This window comes from Bacillus litorisediminis (assembly GCF_022808645.1).
Taxonomy (GTDB): Bacteria; Bacillota; Bacilli; order Bacillales; family JC228; genus Bacillus_BF; species Bacillus_BF litorisediminis.
The window spans coordinates 144,112-161,577 of the sequence record NZ_JAKZKT010000003.1; the positions used below are offsets into that span (position 1 = coordinate 144,112).

The window sequence follows — 17,466 nt, forward strand, 5'->3', positions numbered from 1 at the left end:
CTGTCCTAGAGGTCTAGTGGACTGTCCACATTAATGGCAGGAAAGGAACGATCCAAATCGCTCCTTTTCCCTCCTTATAGACTGACAATAAAACGTCCCTTTTCTTCATTTCCCCATAGTAAAACAAATTCATCTCTATTCGCGATGGATCCAACTCCTTCAGGTGTTCCAGTATAAACAATATCTCCTTCCTCGAGACCAAATTCCCGGTGAATATGTTCGAGGATGGACTGAAAATCAAACATCATCAATTGAATATTGCCGTGTTGAACACGCTGACCATTTTTTAATAAAGAGAAGTCGGTTTCCTTACAAGCATCTGTACCTGGGAAATCCCAGAATTCCGTTATGATGGCTGAATTTTTAAATCCTTTTGCTCGAAGCCAGGGATACCCTTGTTTTTTCAGTTCAGACTGCAAATCTCTTAATGTAAAATCAATTCCAAGTGCCATTTTTGTTACAACATCGTCCGCTTTAAACCCATCTGTTACTTGTTTTCCGATATATAGAACAATTTCGAGCTCATGATGGATTTCACCCTGATTACTCGGGAATGATACGGCCTCTCCATTTGCTTTCACCAAAGCATGAGTCGGTTTTGAAAAAAGAATCGGTGATTCCGGGACTGCATTTCCCAGCTCTGCTGCATGTGCTGCATAATTGCGTCCAATACAAAAAATATTGCGAATATCCATTTTTCTACATCGGTCCTTTTTATTTTGGATTTAAAGCTTGGACACCCGTCTGTCCCCAAGCTTTATTCTGGCGTTGGTTAAATGCTCAATAACGGCAGCCCGTGCGGCTTGACTGTCTCTGTTTTTAATAGCCTCAAAAATATGAACGTGCTCCATAAAAACTTCTTGCCGTTTCGCTTCCCAGCCAAGGTTTTTCTCAAGCGAAAACATCATCGCTTTTAAATGCAGCTCTGATAAATGATCCATAGTTTGCGTTAAAAATGGATTGTAGGCAGCCCTGACAATAATACGGTGAAACGCATAATCCTCTTCATACCCAATCTTATATTGATCTTCACTGACCCTTCTAAAAGCTTCAAGAGCTTCCTCCAGGTCTATGATATCCTCGGGCTTATGCCGCTTTGCTGCAAGAAAAGCGGCTTCAGATTCAATGATTGTGCGCATTTCTAATAGGTCTTGAACCTGTTCAACTTCAACCATTTCGAATTGAACAGGCTCTAGCATTTCGGCCAGGTTCACTTCCCTCACCCAGCTTCCCCCGCCTTGAGTTGACTCAATTAAGCCGCTCGCTGCCAGCACACTTAGGGCTTCCCGAATAGGAGAGCGGCTTACACCAAACATCTTTGCGAGTTCTGTTTCAGACGGAAGCTTACTGTTAGGCGGGAATTCACCTGATTTAATCATCTTTTTTATTTCTTCTAGTACTAAATTCGATACCTTTTCTCTTTTAATACGCATGGAATTCTTCCTTTACGCAGTATTGAGCTTTCTAAGCTCCTACTTCAGATCCCGGCTTCACTTCTATTTTTTTCGAGCGCGTAATATGAATCGCCAACAATAAAATAACAATGGCTAACCCAATTATATCAGTCACCATACCCGGATCTATTAAAAGAATAGCAGTCGCAAAGAAACCAATCCGTTCCAATAGATTCAGCTTTGTTCTGAAGAAGTTAAATACCGCTACAGCAAGCGCAAATACGCCAAGCATTCCTGTTAATAAAACCGGAATCGCACTAACGATTGATGCGGTTCCTCCTGTTTCATTTTGCATAACCATGATTGGGTTGTAAGCAATCATGAACGGGATAATAAACCCTGGCAAACAGAGCTTCACAGCTGTCCATGAAGTTTTCATCGCATCTGCTCCAGCAAGTCCGGCGGCAGTATAAGATGCTAACGCTACAGGAGGTGTAACATTCGATAATGCTCCAAACCAGAATACAAAGAAGTGGGCTGCAATTGGATTAACTCCAGCTTCAACTAATGCTGGTGCAGCTGTAACAGCCACAACGATATAAAGAGCAGTTGAAGGCAATCCCATACTTAAAACAATACATGTAATCATTATGAGAACTAAGATGACAGATAGTTCTCCACCAGAAAGTTCAATAATGTTATAGGCTAAAGTAGAACCAAGTCCTGTCATCGTCACAACCGCGATAATAATACCTACGGAAGCACAGGCAACCCCAACTTGAACGGTCCCTTTGGCCCCATCAATTAAAGCCTCTATTACCTTTTTAAACGTAATACGGTTTGATTTATCTTTTGTTAACCAGCTCGTAACAATAACTGTGATAATTCCGGCAAAACCTGCAAACAGCGGAGTTTTTCCAGATAAAAGAGCTCCAATAATAACGATGATAGGTAGTAATAAAAGACCTCTTTCTTTTAATACAGCCCATACCTGCGGAATTGAGTCTTTACTCATCCCTTTAAGACCTTGCTTTTTCGCTTCGATGTCAATCGCAAAGATTAATGCTGCATAATAAAGAATCGCAGGAATGACAGCTGCCAAAATAATAACATTGTAGCTGACTCCTAAAAATCCAGCCATAATAAAGGCAGCGGCTCCCATAATCGGCGGCATGATCATTCCGCCTGTAGATGCTGCTGCTTCTACAGCACCAGCAAATCTTGGTTTGAGTCCAAGACCTTTCATTAGAGGAATTGTAAAGGTTCCAGTGGTTGCAACGTTGGCGACAGCACTACCACTCAAAGTGCCAGTTAAAGCACTAGAAATAACGGCTACCTGGGCTGGGCCGCCACGGCGTTGTCCTGCAATTGCGATCGCCAAATCATTAAATAGCTTGGTTGCTCCGCTTGCAGTCAGGAACGCTCCGAATAGAATGAAGATAATAATATAGGTAGTGGCAATTGAAAATGTCATACCGAAGACACCTTCAGTAGTCATATAAATGCGGTATAAGAGTCTCTCCATCGAGAAGCCTGCATGAGCAAACAATCCCGGAAAAGAAGGGCCATACACAGCATAAATCAGCGCAATCAAAGAAAGTAAAGGAATAAAAATCCCAATCGTTCTTCTGGCAACTTCTAATAGAATTACAACCGTAATAATCGCAAAAATATAATCTTGCGTAATCGCCTGTGACATTCTCACATTGTGAATGACAGAATAATTAAATAGAATATAAACAACTCCAGATAATCCAATCACAGCTAAAATAGCATCAACAATTGAAAACTTTTCTCGATTTCCCTTCTTTGTTGCTGGATATAAAAGAAAGCCCAAAACAAATAGGAAACCTAGAAAAATGACATTGCGGTATATCTCCTGAATATTCATGAATCCATTTACATAAATGGAAAAAACCGATAGACCAATTGCAAATACTGCAGCAATCGTAGCCTGTTTTCCAGTTAATTGGCGAACTCCGCCGCCGCCCTCTTTATCCAAATCCATTTCTTGGCCAACTTTAGGTGTCTTCTTAAATGTAAACATCCTATCCCACCTTCTTTCGTTTCAATCAAACTCTTTTTCTACTTAGTTTAAAAATTGGAGGGAAGAATCCCTCCAATTTTAACGCTTTATTACTTAGCTTCTGGCGGAATTAAGTTTTCAGGGATTTCTAGACCTTGTTCTTTAAAGTACTTATATGCCCCAGCGTGCAAAGGAGCTGGCAGCCCGTCTAAAGCTGTTTCAAGTGTCATGTTTTTAGCTGAATCATGTACACCATACATAAAGTCTAGGTTTTCATATAGTGTTTTTGTTAATTTATAAACCGTTTCTTCGTCAAGCTCTTTTGTTACCCCTAAGAAGTTTGGCTGAGCAATTGTGTTGATATCTTTATCAACTCCCGGATACGTGCCTGCAGGAATCACGAAACGATACCATGTATTGTAAACATTATTAATCGCTTCTAGCTGTTCATCGGTTACTTCTAACACAGTTGCATCGACACCGCTTGCATACATATCCATAACGGCCGCTACCGGGATACCAGCAGGAGCTGATCCGCCATCAAGTCTTCCGTCACGCATAGCTGAAACGGTATCATCGTATCCTAAATATTCAGGTTTAATATTTTCTTTCGTTAAATTGATTCCTTCCATCATAACAAGAGTAGATTGTTCTGTTCCGCTTGCTTGTGGTCCTACTGAGAAAGTGGTACCTTCAATATCAGAAATTGTTCCTGTCTTTACCTTGTCGTTCATAAGAAGAAAATGTTCAACGTTTGGCCAAAGCATAGAGATTGAACGCAAATCCTCATAAGCATTTCCTTCAAAATTTCCAGATCCGTCAACAGCTTGTGCTCCAATTAAACCTTGTAAAATCGCTAGCTGTGCTTCACCTTTTCTTAATAAGTCGATATTCTCGACAGACCCTGCAGAAGATTGACCTGTAGCCTTAATACCTTCACCTTGGAGTTTTTCAGTCCAAAGGTTCCCCATTCCAACTCCAATTGGATAATAAGTACCTCCTGAGGAAGCCGTTGCAATTGTTAGAAATTGCTGTTTGTTCTCTCCGCCGCCGCTGCCTGTTCCCCCACAAGCGGCTAACAAAAGAACGAATACGGAAGTTAATACTAGAAATAAGTGCTTTTTCATTTAGTTATTCTCCCCTTATTGTATTTGTTCACTTTTTTCATGTAAGCGCTTTACACAAGTTGTATTACAAGTATACAACATTACAAATTTTAAATTCAACAATTTTTTTAAATTTTCGACTGTTCGGTACTTTATAGCAATAAAGCTTTAAAGGGGATAGATCTTTGTATGAAAAGCTAGCATTCCATATCAAACCGCATTGTTTAACAACGAAAAAAGGCTTGACTGACGTGAGCCAAACCATCGGTTGTTCCATAAATTGGTTCTTGCATGATGTATTTAGCAATCTTTAAACAAGGCTAGAAAAAAGCTTATTGTGGTATGGAACCATGCTGATTGGAGCGGAATGCGAGACTCCTGCTTAGAAAAGCGAGTCAAGTGAAACCTGAGCATACGCTAAAGCGCTGAGGAGGCTCCCAAATCGCCTGCGTAAGCTTCTGCGCCAGCAGCGGAAATCAGCCGGATAGTTTAACAAAACCTTAAATAAAGAAAACTTGGCTAGCGCCAGGCCTTTAGGTGCAGGCGATTACCTAGTTGCGCTTATACTTTATTCCTAAAAATTTTAGCTACGTCGAATTTGCTGCTTTGCTAAAATTTTATACTTTCTTAAGTGCAAAAAAGGATTCACTGTTGTGAGATCCCTTACTTCAATGAACGTATGTAAAGTTGTCCTGAACCCATGATCACACAGTTTCCGCCAATTTTTACTTCTTTATAGTCGTTACCGTTTTTTTGAATAGAGATGTCAATATAGCTGGGTCGTCCTATTTCAAATCCTTGTTCACTTCTGATGAAATATTTACCGTCTTCATTCGAAGGGATGACACCATGCTCTACTAAATAAGCGCCTAAAGGACCGCTTGCGGCACCAGTTGCTGGATCTTCGGATATTCCCATCGCTGGTGCAAACATTCTGCTATGTACAGTTGATTCAGGCTCTTCTGTTTCTGCAGTAAATGTGAAAATATTTGTTGTATGAGGATTACGGCTAAAATATTTTTCCCATACGTCACTTCGAAAATTGATTCTTTTTATAGCTGCAAGCGATTGAATCGGGATAAATAAAAACGGCACCCCTGTTGAAACAGTTTGAATAGGAAAATTCATATTTATATCGTCAATTGACAGTGAAAGAAGGCTCGCAGCCCTTTCATAATCTTGTATTTTCTCACCAAAAACTGGATTCGGCTGTTTCATTTCAACTTTTGAAATTCGTGAATGATCCCTATAAACTGTAATGGGAATATTCCCGACTTTCTCTTCAAATATCCATTGATTCTGACCCGGTTCAGTCTTCAGAATTTCCTTTTCAGCCAATACATAAGCAGCCCCAATGGTAGGGTGACCAGCCATTGGCAGCTCAAGCTGCGGAGTAAAGATTCGTAATTTTTTATCTGCACTAGGTGAATCGGCGGTAAAAATAAATACCGTCTCAGATAAATTTAACTCTCTGGCAATCCTTTGCATTATTTCAGTTGACAAGTCTTCTTCCCCATAAAATACGGCGAGCTGATTCCCTCCAAACTGATTGGTTGTAAATACGTCTAACAGCGTATAATTTAAAATGTTCATGCGTTCTCCTCCAATCCCTGCTAAATAAATATATCTCTCGATTTATCATGAATCAAACGAATGTTTTTCATAAATTAAATGATTGCATTTATTTTTAGGCGGAGGGAATATATGAACATTCCTTCAATGACTCAATCAGCGATTCATCTGAAGCCCTTCATTTTTCCTCGACAATCTGACACAATCTATACAAATAAGCCATCCCTTTCAGCTGCTCTTTAACCAAATAGTCTAGATAAACCAAGGACTCCCTAGTGATTTTTATAGCTTCTTCCAGATTATGCTTGTCCATTTCACCGAGGATTTCCCGGACAACCTCTAGCGAATACACCGCTTTTTGGAGGGTGCGGATCACTAAAAGCTTTCGCAAATCATTTTTCGTGTACATCCTGTAGCCGCTTGTCCTGTCACGCTCCGGTTCAATTAAATCTTCTTGTTCCCAGTGTCTGAGTGTTGACGGCGAGACATCGATTAACTCGGCTGCTTCTCCAATGGTGTACCACTGCTTGCTTTGTTGCGGGCTCATCATTTCATCGAATGAATCCTGTTCAAGGATGGCGAGTGCCTTCTCTGCCTTTTGTTTATCTTTATTTAACTGTGCCTGAATGGCATTGACCTTCCATAAAGCATCTATGACCTGCTTCTTTTGAAGCATTGGCATAATTTCGCGGATCAGCTTCATGCCAAACCCGGAGTTCATGGCGCGAATGCATTCAAAATAGGCAACGTGTTCCTCTGTATATACACGATATCCATTTGCTTTCCGTTCTGCTTTTGGAACAATGCCCCATGATTCATAATGGCGCAGAGCACTTGTACTAATACCGAGCTTCTTAGCAATCTCAATTGGTTTTACCATTGAATCCACCTCTGCTAAAAAGGATATTTGGCGTTACCGAGAGTAAATTCTCCGCTGCCGAGAGTAAATCCTCCGCTATCGAGAGTAAATCTCCTCCTACCGAGAGTAAATTCTCTCCTACCGAGAGTAAATCTCCTCCTACCGAGACTAAATCCTCTCCTACCGAGACTAAATCCTCTCCTACCGAGACTAATTCTCCTCCTACCGAGACTAATTCTCCTCCTACCAAGACTAATTCTCCTCCTACCGAGACTAATTCTCCTCCTACCGAGACTAAATCCTCTCCTACCGAGACTAAATCCTCTCCTACCGAGACTAAATCTCCTCCTACCGAGACTAATTCTCCTCCTACCGAGACTAATTCTCCTCCTACCGAGACTAATTCTCCTCCTACCGAGACTAATTCTCCTCCTACCGAGACTAAATAAGTAAACCACTACACTCACGAGATTTCAACCTCAAAAAAACAGCCTCCCGACGCCATCGAGAGACTTTAAGATTATTTTTCCGATGCATATGTACATAAAAATTGCTCCAAATCGTTAAACTGATCGAAACGTTGCTCCAACAACTCCCTTGGCCAATCCCACCATGCGATGGCAAGCAGTTTTTCGGTAATTTCACTTGAAAATCTTTGTCGAATTGGCCTTGCCGGCACTCCAGCCACTATGGTATACGGGGGAACATCTTTGGTTACGACCGCTCCAGAACCCACAACTGCCCCCGTTCCGATTGTCACTCCCGGCATAATCGTGGCTCCGTGGCCAATCCATACATCATGGCCGATAACCACCTTATGGTCTCTTCTCCATTGGAAAAATTCAATGTCATCCGATTGTTGGAATCCGTACGATTTGCTGCGGTATGTGGCATGATGCTGCGTGACTCTCCACATTGGGTGATTGCCAGGATTAATGCATGCGTGTGAAGCGATTGAGCAAAACTTCCCGATCTCCGCATAATTAATTTCAACATCATCAACACAGTAGCTATAATCTCCAAACATTACTTCATTAAATCGGCTGAATGCGCCGATCTCAGTCCACTCCCCGATTTGGCTTTTTCGGACGATTGCCGTCTCGTGTATGGAAGGCACCGGAGTAAGCTGTTTTTCCTTAACCGCATGATCGATATATGTAAATGTCACTACTATCCATCCTCTCATTCTTACGACTTTCTTTCATCATAAGTTGTTTACATGTACGACAAGTTACGGAATCGTAAAGCTTTTGTGAACAAATTAAGTCTTGCCAATTAAGCTTTCCCGGCACATTGACAAAATGATAAATGAATTCTGCAATTAAACTCGGGCTCTTCGTTTCCGGCTTGGGCAGCTCTTTTCTCTCCCCGAGACTAACCCTTCCCAACATTACAATATAACCTTAAACCACCATGACGGTATTTTACCATTCAAATCAATAAAAATAACACACAACCTTAGCATTTGCTTTAATGTTATAGAATAGGAGAGTAACTATAATATAAGGAGGAATTTTATGAAAGATTTCATTGAGATTAAAGGTGCGTATGAACACAACCTGAAACACATCTCGCTTCGGATTCCAAAGAACAAATTGGTTTTAATTACAGGTCCCTCGGGTTCTGGAAAATCAACGTTAGCCCTAGATACCCTTCAAAGAGAATGCCAGCGGCTCTATATGGAATCCATGGGGATGACGACAGATGCTATTCGGAAGCCGAAAGTCGAATCGATTGCCGGTTTATCTCCATCCATCAGCATCGGCCAGCACATTACAAATCGAAACCCACGCTCCACCGTTGGAACCATAACGGATATTTATACGTATTTACGAGTGGTTTATGAAAAACTTGGAGAACAACTTTGCCCCAACTGTCTTAGGCTAATCCCTCCCCGTTTCGACAAAGACATCTATGAAGAAGATGACTTTAAACAATATATAGATTGCCCTCATTGCCAGCATCGTTTTGAAAAGCTGACTCGCAGCCATTTTTCCTTTAACAAACTGGAAGGGGCGTGCGAAACTTGCAGCGGACTTGGAATCGTTTCAGAGCTAGACTTTCACTCCGTTTTTAATGAAGAGCTTAGTTTAAATGAAGATGCGGTCCTGATTTGGAAGGGACCTTATCGTGACTATCAATTCCAAATATTAAAGGCTGCTGCTGACTACTATGAAATCCCATTAGACTTAGACCAGCCATTAAAGGAGTATACGGATGTTCAAAGAGATCTTCTCTATTATGGAGTAGAAAGTGAACCATTCTCATCCTACTTTCCAGATAAAAAACCTCCCAAGGCTGTCAATAAAGGAAAATTCGAGGGTGTGGTTACGGGAATTTGGAGAAGGTTCAAAGAAAAGGCTGGCCAATCGGGAGAAGCTCCATTATTTTTCTCCAAAACTTGTCCTGATTGTTCAGGCGAACGGTTAAATAAAGCCAGCCGTCAAGTGTTAGTGGCTGGCACCTCCATTACAGCCGTTTCTAAATGGTCCTTGGACGATATACTCATTTGGATTGACGAGCTTCTTAGCGAATTATCGGAAGAAAGCTTATACGTTGCAGAATCCTTACTGCATGAGATCAAAACAAAAATCACCCGTATCATTCGAGTGGGATTAGGCTATCTGACATTAGATCGCCAGACGATTACGCTCTCAGGCGGTGAAGCCCAACGTTTACGATTAGCTACGATTCTTGGTTCGGGTCTGACTGGTGTACTCTATATATTAGATGAACCGACAGCAGGATTACATCCAAAGGATACGCAAGGGCTGCTGGAAATTATGAGAGAACTGCGAGATTTAGGCAATACCGTTTTAGTAATCGAACATGATGAAGATATGATGCGGGGAGCTGACCACATTATTGATATCGGTCCTGGTGCCGGTAAGTACGGAGGAAACGTGATCGGTGAAGGTACTGTCCAACAGTTAATGGAACAGGAGCAATCGATTACAGGGGCCTTCCTAAAAAAACCTGTAACTGCAAAAAGGAAAAGACGCGACGGAAACGGAAAGTATCTAACTGTTCATAACGCAACCAAGCATAACTTGAAAAATGTGACCGTCTCCTTCCCGCTAGGAACGTTCATTTCAATCACAGGGGTTTCCGGTTCTGGAAAATCTACCTTAGTATTCGATGTGCTTTCTTCCGCGAAGGAAGGAAAAGTAGAGGGGTGTGAAAAGATAACTGGTTTTGATTCGATTGAAAACATGATAACTGTGGACCAAACGCCTCTAACCAGGATGCAGCGGTCGAATGTCGCAACCTATTCTGAAGCCTTCACTTTAATTCGGAATCTGTTTGCCAGTCTGCCAGAATCAAAAGATAAGAAGCTTGAGCCAAAGGATTTTTCATTCAATACACCAGGCGGTAGATGTGAACATTGCCAAGGTCTTGGGTTTGTAATGACCAATATGCATTTCATGCCTGATTTAGAGGTCACCTGCCCTGTGTGTAAAGGAAAAAGGTTTAAGGACTTCATCCTCGAAATAACGTACAAGGGTAAAAACATTTCAGCTATCCTGGATATGACGATTGAGGAGAGCCGTGAAATGTTTAAGGGAATGAAAAAGATTGGATCCATTATTGATTTGTTATGTGATGTTGGACTGGGCTATTTAAACTGGGGGCAATCTGTCACGACCCTGTCTGGGGGAGAAAGTCAGAGGATTAAATTGGCGAAGGAATTGTACAAACAAACCGCCAATCACACTCTCTACTTGCTCGATGAACCGACAACAGGATTACATCCATCTGATGTAAACAAGCTTCTTCTCCTCTTAAATCGGCTGGTAGATGCAGGAAACACTGTGATTGTCGTTGAACACACACTAGAAGTGATTCGAGCCTCTGATTGGTTGATTGATATGGGGCCATCAGGCGGAGCTGCCGGTGGACAAGTGATTGGTGAAGGAACACCGGAACAAATTGCTCTTTTAGAAAACTCACATACTGGCAAGTACTTAAACCTTCATTAAATAAAAGTACGCTTCTGGTCTTACCCGAGACCAGAAGCGTTACAACTCTTCAAAAAAGGAGGTATACGCATGAAAATAAAACGTCAGCCATTCCTGTCTCTTATCCTTTCTGCTGATATACCTAAATTAGCCTTGACCATTGGGATGATCGGAAGTATTCTCACTACTATGACTGGGCTCACCATCCCCTTATTAACAAGAGAAATGGTTGATGGTTTCTCCATTGAATCCATCAACACATTATTAATTATGGCCATGGTTGCGGTTTTTTTGTTACAAGCTGTCATAGACGGACTTTCTTTATATGCTTTAACCTATGTAGGGCAAAAAATAGTCGCTCAGCTGCGCAAGAAAATATGGTTCCGGCTTTTACGTTTACCCGTTCGATACTTTGATGAACATACCAGCGGGGAAACGGTCAGTCGGGTTGTCAATGATACCGGTGTTTTAAAGGACTTAATTTCGCAGCATTTCCCTCAATTTATTAGCGGAATTACCTCCATTATCGGTGCCGTTACGATCTTGTTTATAATGGACTGGAAAATGACCTTGCTCATGTTTATTGCGGTTCCCATATCGATTTTATTTATTGCCCCTTTAGGCAGTAAAATGTCCAAGATATCTCGCAGTCTTCAGGATGAGACAGCCAGCTTTACTGCGAATGTCCAGCAGACTCTAAGTGAAATACGGCTCATGAAAGCCTCCAATGCGGAAAAGAACGAAGAAAGAAAGGGATTAGCCGGGATCGAAAAGCTGGTGCTGATTGGGTTAAAAGAAGGGAAAATTTTCTCTCTTATCGGACCCCTTATGTACTTAGTCGTCATGGTGGTCATTGTCATCATCATTGGCTATGGCGGGATCCGAGTGGCAGATGGCACCATGAGCACAGGCTCACTGGTTGCTTTTCTGCTCTATCTTTTTCAAATTATTTATCCCATTACATCTTTTACCTTATTTTTTACCCAGCTGCAAAAAGCAAAAGGGGCAGCTGACCGGATTATTGGAATATTAGATGAAGAAGTGGAGCCTGGACAAAGCGGAAAAGAAATGGATATTACGAACCAAGAAATTCATGTAGTGGATGTTTCCTTCTCTTATAGTGAGGAAGAGCCTGTCCTGAAAAATATATCCTTTGACGTACCGCCTGGATCCATGATTGCTTTTGCAGGTCCGAGCGGAGGCGGGAAAACCACGATGTTTGGTTTGCTGGAACGCTTTTATGAACCGACATCAGGTAAAATTCTGATTGGGGACACCCTGATTAGCGAGCTTTCCGTGTATGCATGGCGAAAGCAAATTGGTTATGTATCGCAAGACAGTCCGATGATGGCTGGAACGATTCGAGAAAATTTGTGCTATGGACTAGAGGACGTAGGAGAAATCAACGATGACCGCTTATGGGAAGTAGTTAAAATGGCTTACGCTGGTCAATTTATAAAAGAATTTCCAAATGGGCTAGATACAGAGGTGGGAGAACGCGGAGTTAAGCTTTCAGGCGGTCAAAGACAGCGAATTGCGATTGCAAGAGCCTTCCTGAGAGATCCAAAAATATTGATGATGGACGAAGCCACGGCAAGCTTAGACAGTCAATCAGAAGGGATTGTCCAGCAAGCCTTGGCACGGCTCATGGAAGGGCGAACCACCTTTATTATCGCCCACCGATTATCCACCATCGTCAACGCAGATAAAATCATCTTAATTGAAAATGGAACAATCACGGGGGCTGGTACTCACCAAGAGTTGGTACAATCACATCCGCTGTATCGAGAGTTTGCCGAGCAGCAGTTGGCATAAATATAAAAACGCTTCTGATTGGTACATGGTCAGAAGCGTTCCTTATTCCTATGAAAAGAAGTCCTAATTTAAAAGATTAATATTCGGTATCCCCTTTGTCTTGGCATTTAATTACTTTTCGATAAGCCTTTTCAGCGAATTCCTTTTGCGGTGATTGCGGAAGGGATTTGAATAGGTCCCGCGCCTTTTCTGCAAATTCTGCAGCCTTCTCATTTTCACCTAGTTCGTAGTAGCAAAGCGATTGGTAAGCATGCATGACATAGAAAAAAGCCAAATCAATGGGAAAATGGAGATAGGCTGGTATTTCGACTTTTTCAAACCATTGCAGGGATTCGTGATAACGCCCAAGACCATACAATGCTTTCCCCTTCTCCAGGTAGATCCAATATTTGTAGTCCTCCATCATTTTCGGATTCCCTAAATGCTTCTCAATCACCTGCAAGGCTTCTTCGAAATTCTGTTGCTCATTGTTTAGGTATACAAGATCAATGAGCTCACAAAACAACAAGGAATGAAGATCCTCTGCAAACTCTCCGTACTGCCGCAATTTTTTAATATAATACTCCATCTCTTCCTCATCTTGCTCCAGCATAGCATAGGCTGCTGCAAGCCGGTATAAATCACTGACGAGGTAAAAAATCTTTTGTTCCTTTGAAAAAGCAATGGCTTGCTCCATTACTTGTATGCCAGACCGTGAATCGCCAACGGAGAAATGCAATATAGCTTCATGATAATCCAAATCAAGCCGAGTAATGGGGTCTATAAGTGACTGTTTATCCTCGATATCAGCCCGTTCTTTTTTAAAAATTTCTAATGCTAACTCATACTGATGTTCAACGAACCTGGCCATCGCCCGAAAAATGCCAATCGAAGCACGTTTCGCTATCAGATTCAACTGATCATACATTTTAGAAGATCGCACGGACAGCTCTTCCCACCCCTCTTTCTTTTGATAAAAGAGAGTCCGGCTATAGATTTCTAACAAGCGCGCCGACTCATATCCCTGGTTAAGACTCGGTATATATGGCCGGATGATAGAAACGATCTCCTCAAAAATTTTCTCATCTCTTTTTTCGGAATTCATATTAAAAAGCTTTTCAGCTTGTTCAAGGACCGCCCGCATTTCCTCAGAGCTAATGTCTCCAAGCAGCTCGGCCACTTCAACTCCAAGCTGATCAGCAATGTAGGATAAACTCTCCATCGATGGGTTTGCCTTGTTATTTTCAATTAAGCTCAGCATTCCCTTTGTCAAGCCTTTACCAGCTAGTGCTTCCAGCGTTAAGTTCTTTTGTTTTCTAAGCTTTCTTATCCGTTCACCTAACATGGCGGCAACACTCCTAACTTGTCCATAGTTTAATTATATTAAACTTTTTATTGAAATGGAAGTTTACTCATGATACAATTTGTTTAATCAAATTAAACTTTTTGGGGTGGGGATTTTTATGGAAGAGGCTTTAAAGTTAAAAAAAGCAACCTATCACTTGTATACCTTTACGATTAGCAAACTAATTTCATCGTTTGGAGCACAAGTGTATGCCTTTGCCATCAGCTTCTATATCCTGCAATTAACTGGCTCTGCCACTAGCTTTGCCACCAATCTCGTATGCAATATTTTACCGCGCACACTGGCTGCTCCTTTTGCCGGGTACATTGCGGACCGGTACTCGAGAAAATCCATTGCGATTACTTCACAAGTCATAACGACCCTCGCAATCGGCGGGCTTCTTACCGTCAGCTTAGCGCAAGGACTTTCATTAATTGCGATTTATACAACCACCAGTATTTTGTCACTAACCTCTCTTTTTTCTGGAGTCGCCTTCACTTCATCCATTACCGGACTTGTGGATCAAGCAAGAATTCAGAAAGCCATGTCATTGAACCAAATGGCCCTCTCCTTTGCAGCCATCGGGAGCCCGGCTGTCGGCGGACTTTTATACGGAGCCGTTTCCATGCCCGTTTTTCTCATTATGTATATGGTTGCCTCTAGCTTCGCCATCATCCTGGAAGCTACGATGAATTTCAAGCTTTTCGCGAAAAGAAAACAGTCCGTTGAAGGAGAAAAGAAAGAAAAGATGTGGCAAAGTATCAAAGCTGGTATCAGCTACTTGAAAACACAGACAGTTTTCATGACGATCATCTGGATTTCACTGCTGATTAACTTTCTAATGGGGGCTTTCGAAGTCGGATATTCATTTATTTTGATCGAAAAATTACAGATGGAATCCCAGCATTTTGGTTTAACACAAGGTGCTTTTGCAGTTGGAATGTTTCTCTTTTCCATTTACTTCTCTATGCGGAAAGAAGTCAAATTTCCGCTATTAGTGTCGAAACGAGGAATTTTCGCAATGGCAGCCATCATGGGAGCCATTGCGATACCACTGATGGTTTCACTGTCATATGCTTCGACATTTATTTATTATATCGTACTCATGTTTGGTTTCGGATCCATGATGATCATTGTTAACACGCCAATCCAAGTCATGATGCAAAAGAGGATTGATGATGATTACAAAGGGCGGGTATTCTCGATTCTTGAAATGATGGCAATGGGCCTCATGCCACTAGGGATGATCATTTACGGATTCCTCTACGACTATCTCCCGGCTCAATGGATCCTGCTCTCATCAGCAGCAGTACTAATCGGTGTTGTTCTCATTCTAGGGAGACCATCCGTGATTCAAAAAGCTCATCCTGACCTTTCTAAAAAACCATCGGTAGACAGTAATGTGTTAGGGGCATAGTCATTTTATAGAATTTGGGCGTAACCTATAGGGTGTCATCTAACCACTTTGGGTTACGCTCTTTTTTTGTCAATTTAAAAAATAAATATGGAAATCATCGCAGCTTAAACATTATGGACCGCTAATTCTTGTCCACTCTCTTGTCAGGCATGTCTCCTGTCCCTCTTGTCCTGGGTGGTTCCGTTTTGTCAATGCTCGTCAAATTGAAAGTACTGCCTAATTTTCGGAAAATGAATAATGGCCCTTGTATACTCGCCTGCCTCTGATTCAATCGTGAGGTCATGGCCTAATTTAGCAGCGAGCTTTTTCGCCAAATATAATCCCATCCCCGTTGACTTTCCGTACAATCTCCCGGTCGTTCCCGTGAAGCCTTTTTCAAAAACTCGATGCAGGTCTTCTGGAGTAATCCCAATTCCATTATCCTTGATGACTAGCCGCCTTTCCTTCCGATCCTCTTCAAAACGAACTGAGATTTCTCCGCCTTCGTTTGTATATTTGAGTGAATTCATCAAGATTTGATCCACGACAAACCCAAGCCATTTGCTCTCACTATGGACAACCTGGCCTGCAATCTCCATTTGAAAGCGGATCCCTTTATTGATAAAGAGCTTGGCATATTTTTTCACACTCTTATGAATGACTTGTTTCACTGGTATGTCTGTGATGAAGTAATCTTTAGCAAATGAATCCGTACGAGATTGAAAGAGTGCTTGCTCCACATAATGATCAATTTTATCCATTTCATCCTCTAACTTATCTACTAAATATTCAATTGACTTTCCTTCACTATTTTCCATCAGCAGCCGGCTGGCAGCGATGGGAAGCTTTACTTCATGAATCCACGCCATAATAAATTCCTGCTGATCCCGCTTTTCATCATATAATTTCTGAAGCTGGGCATGATTGTTGCTGATCATTTTTTGTAAAAGCTCTACATATAGCATCTGTTGATGATTCTGGATATGAGGCGTAAGCGAACCGATATCCTCCAGTCCGCTTTCAATCATGTCATGGAGATTTACGTAAAACTTTCTTTTATAAAAATAACCGAGGACGATGTAAAGAATGGCCAATAAACCACAGCCAATGTGGATATATAGGATATTTCCAATCGGAATTGAATGAACACTGACTAGCATCGTTAAGGAAACAAAAATCATGATCATCACATAGAAACCGAGGAAAAACCGTTTATCTTTGATATATTCAAAAAAGTTCATTGGATGATGTACCCTTCTCCCCTTTTAGTCGAAATAAAATCATCTTTCCCCAACTCAGCGAGCTTCTTTCGCAGCCGTGTGATATTTACGGTTAACGTATTATCATCGATAAAGCTTTCGTCCTTCCAAAGACTCCGCATCATTTTCGTCCGATTCACAACAGTCCCTTTCTGCTGCATTAAAAGCCTTAATATAATAAACTCAGTCTTGGTTAAATCCGCTTTATTTCCTTGATATATAATTTCCCAGTCTTTCAAGTCTAAGATAACCCCGTTATGCTCGAGCACGTTCGGTTCAATATCCATATAGGAATAAGACCGGCGCAGCAGGGCGTTGATTTTAGCTATTAAGACATTGGTATCAAATGGCTTTTGAATAAAATCGTCTCCTCCCATGTTCATCGCCATTACCATGTCCATTGCTGAATCACGGGAAGAGATAAAGATAACAGGGACTTTTGAAAACTCTCTGATTTTACTGCACCAATAAAACCCGTCAAATGAAGGAAGGTTAATATCAAGCAGGATTAAATGAGGTTTTTCGGATATCACCACCTGCAAAACGTCTTCGAACTCGTCTGCCGTAACCACTTCAAAGCCCCATTTTGCAAGGCTTTCTCCCAGCATATCCCGAATCGTCTTTTCATCTTCTACAATCATTATTTTCACACTCTAATCCCCCTTCTTACAAGTGAGCATGTACAGAATTATTAATTCATCTTGATTCCATACTACTAAAAATAGTTCGGTTTCTGCATGCAGCTTACAAAAATGT

Annotated in this window: 14 protein-coding genes; 3 read left to right on the top strand and 11 right to left on the bottom strand. The window is 41.5% G+C overall.

Features of this window, described 5'->3' with window-relative positions:
• Positions 1–74 precede the first annotated feature (74 nt).
• The 8 genes from MLE14_RS02575 to MLE14_RS02610 all read right to left on the bottom strand — a co-directional run bounded on the left by MLE14_RS02575 (position 75) and on the right by MLE14_RS02610 (position 8,125).
• A complete protein-coding gene (locus tag MLE14_RS02575) occupies positions 75–695 on the bottom strand; it encodes a fumarylacetoacetate hydrolase family protein (RefSeq protein ID WP_243296714.1) in 621 nt (206 codons plus the stop codon).
• A gap of 30 nt (positions 696–725) precedes the next feature.
• Positions 726–1,433 (bottom strand): FadR/GntR family transcriptional regulator, encoded by a 708-nt coding sequence (locus MLE14_RS02580; protein ID WP_243296715.1) that lies wholly within the window; start codon positions 1,431–1,433, stop codon positions 726–728.
• Positions 1,434–1,464: 31 nt separating this feature from the next.
• The gene (locus MLE14_RS02585; RefSeq protein ID WP_243296716.1) at positions 1,465–3,441 is read right to left on the bottom strand and encodes a TRAP transporter permease; all 1,977 of its coding nucleotides are present in this window, start codon (positions 3,439–3,441) and stop codon (positions 1,465–1,467) included.
• 89 nt (positions 3,442–3,530) lie between these two features.
• On the bottom strand, positions 3,531–4,547 hold the full coding sequence (locus MLE14_RS02590) for a TAXI family TRAP transporter solute-binding subunit (RefSeq protein ID WP_243296717.1): 1,017 nt from the start codon (positions 4,545–4,547) through the stop codon (positions 3,531–3,533).
• A 642-nt stretch (positions 4,548–5,189) separates the two neighbouring features.
• Positions 5,190–6,119 (bottom strand): PhzF family phenazine biosynthesis protein, encoded by a 930-nt coding sequence (locus MLE14_RS02595; protein ID WP_243296718.1) that lies wholly within the window; start codon positions 6,117–6,119, stop codon positions 5,190–5,192.
• A 157-nt stretch (positions 6,120–6,276) separates the two neighbouring features.
• Positions 6,277–6,978, bottom strand: coding sequence for a MerR family transcriptional regulator (locus tag MLE14_RS02600; RefSeq protein ID WP_243296719.1), 702 nt, complete (start codon positions 6,976–6,978; stop codon positions 6,277–6,279).
• 14 nt (positions 6,979–6,992) lie between these two features.
• On the bottom strand, positions 6,993–7,424 hold the full coding sequence (locus MLE14_RS02605; protein ID WP_243296720.1) for a hypothetical protein: 432 nt from the start codon (positions 7,422–7,424) through the stop codon (positions 6,993–6,995).
• Between the two features lie 53 nt (positions 7,425–7,477).
• Entirely contained in the window at positions 7,478–8,125 is a 648-nt protein-coding gene (locus MLE14_RS02610) for a DapH/DapD/GlmU-related protein (protein ID WP_243296721.1), read from the bottom strand.
• 349 nt (positions 8,126–8,474) lie between these two features.
• On the opposite strand from MLE14_RS02610, the gene uvrA reads away from it, so the two are divergent.
• The gene (gene uvrA, locus MLE14_RS02615; RefSeq protein ID WP_243296722.1) at positions 8,475–10,937 is read left to right on the top strand and encodes an excinuclease ABC subunit UvrA; all 2,463 of its coding nucleotides are present in this window, start codon (positions 8,475–8,477) and stop codon (positions 10,935–10,937) included.
• Between the two features lie 69 nt (positions 10,938–11,006).
• Positions 11,007–12,731, top strand: coding sequence for an ABC transporter ATP-binding protein (locus MLE14_RS02620; RefSeq protein ID WP_243296723.1), 1,725 nt, complete (start codon positions 11,007–11,009; stop codon positions 12,729–12,731).
• Positions 12,732–12,807: 76 nt separating this feature from the next.
• On the opposite strand, the gene MLE14_RS02625 is transcribed toward MLE14_RS02620, so the two are convergent.
• A complete protein-coding gene (locus MLE14_RS02625; protein WP_243296724.1) occupies positions 12,808–14,055 on the bottom strand; it encodes a helix-turn-helix domain-containing protein in 1,248 nt (415 codons plus the stop codon).
• A 118-nt stretch (positions 14,056–14,173) separates the two neighbouring features.
• On the opposite strand from MLE14_RS02625, the gene MLE14_RS02630 reads away from it, so the two are divergent.
• Positions 14,174–15,472, top strand: a complete 1,299-nt coding sequence (locus tag MLE14_RS02630; protein WP_243296725.1) for an MFS transporter — start codon at positions 14,174–14,176, stop codon at positions 15,470–15,472.
• 188 nt (positions 15,473–15,660) lie between these two features.
• On the opposite strand, the gene MLE14_RS02635 is transcribed toward MLE14_RS02630, so the two are convergent.
• Both MLE14_RS02635 and MLE14_RS02640 read right to left on the bottom strand, forming a co-directional pair.
• Entirely contained in the window at positions 15,661–16,692 is a 1,032-nt protein-coding gene (locus tag MLE14_RS02635; protein WP_243296726.1) for a sensor histidine kinase, read from the bottom strand.
• A complete protein-coding gene (locus tag MLE14_RS02640; RefSeq protein ID WP_313897723.1) occupies positions 16,689–17,360 on the bottom strand; it encodes a response regulator transcription factor in 672 nt (223 codons plus the stop codon). The genes MLE14_RS02635 and MLE14_RS02640 overlap by 4 nt, the downstream gene beginning before the upstream one ends.
• Between the last annotated feature and the right edge of the window lie 106 nt (positions 17,361–17,466).

Bases quoted from the DNA above. Each gene is read 5' to 3' on its own strand.
- MLE14_RS02575 (WP_243296714.1), bottom strand. From the start codon at position 695: ATGGATATTCGCAATATTTTTTGTATTGGACGCAATTATGCAGCACAT.
- MLE14_RS02580 (WP_243296715.1), bottom strand. From the start codon at position 1,433: ATGCGTATTAAAAGAGAAAAGGTATCGAATTTAGTACTAGAAGAAATA.
- MLE14_RS02585 (WP_243296716.1), bottom strand. From the start codon at position 3,441: ATGTTTACATTTAAGAAGACACCTAAAGTTGGCCAAGAAATGGATTTG.
- MLE14_RS02590 (WP_243296717.1), bottom strand. From the start codon at position 4,547: ATGAAAAAGCACTTATTTCTAGTATTAACTTCCGTATTCGTTCTTTTG.
- MLE14_RS02595 (WP_243296718.1), bottom strand. From the start codon at position 6,119: ATGAACATTTTAAATTATACGCTGTTAGACGTATTTACAACCAATCAG.
- MLE14_RS02600 (WP_243296719.1), bottom strand. From the start codon at position 6,978: ATGGTAAAACCAATTGAGATTGCTAAGAAGCTCGGTATTAGTACAAGT.
- uvrA (WP_243296722.1), top strand. From the start codon at position 8,475: ATGAAAGATTTCATTGAGATTAAAGGTGCGTATGAACACAACCTGAAA.
- MLE14_RS02620 (WP_243296723.1), top strand. From the start codon at position 11,007: ATGAAAATAAAACGTCAGCCATTCCTGTCTCTTATCCTTTCTGCTGAT.
- MLE14_RS02625 (WP_243296724.1), bottom strand. From the start codon at position 14,055: ATGTTAGGTGAACGGATAAGAAAGCTTAGAAAACAAAAGAACTTAACG.
- MLE14_RS02630 (WP_243296725.1), top strand. From the start codon at position 14,174: ATGGAAGAGGCTTTAAAGTTAAAAAAAGCAACCTATCACTTGTATACC.
- MLE14_RS02635 (WP_243296726.1), bottom strand. From the start codon at position 16,692: ATGAACTTTTTTGAATATATCAAAGATAAACGGTTTTTCCTCGGTTTC.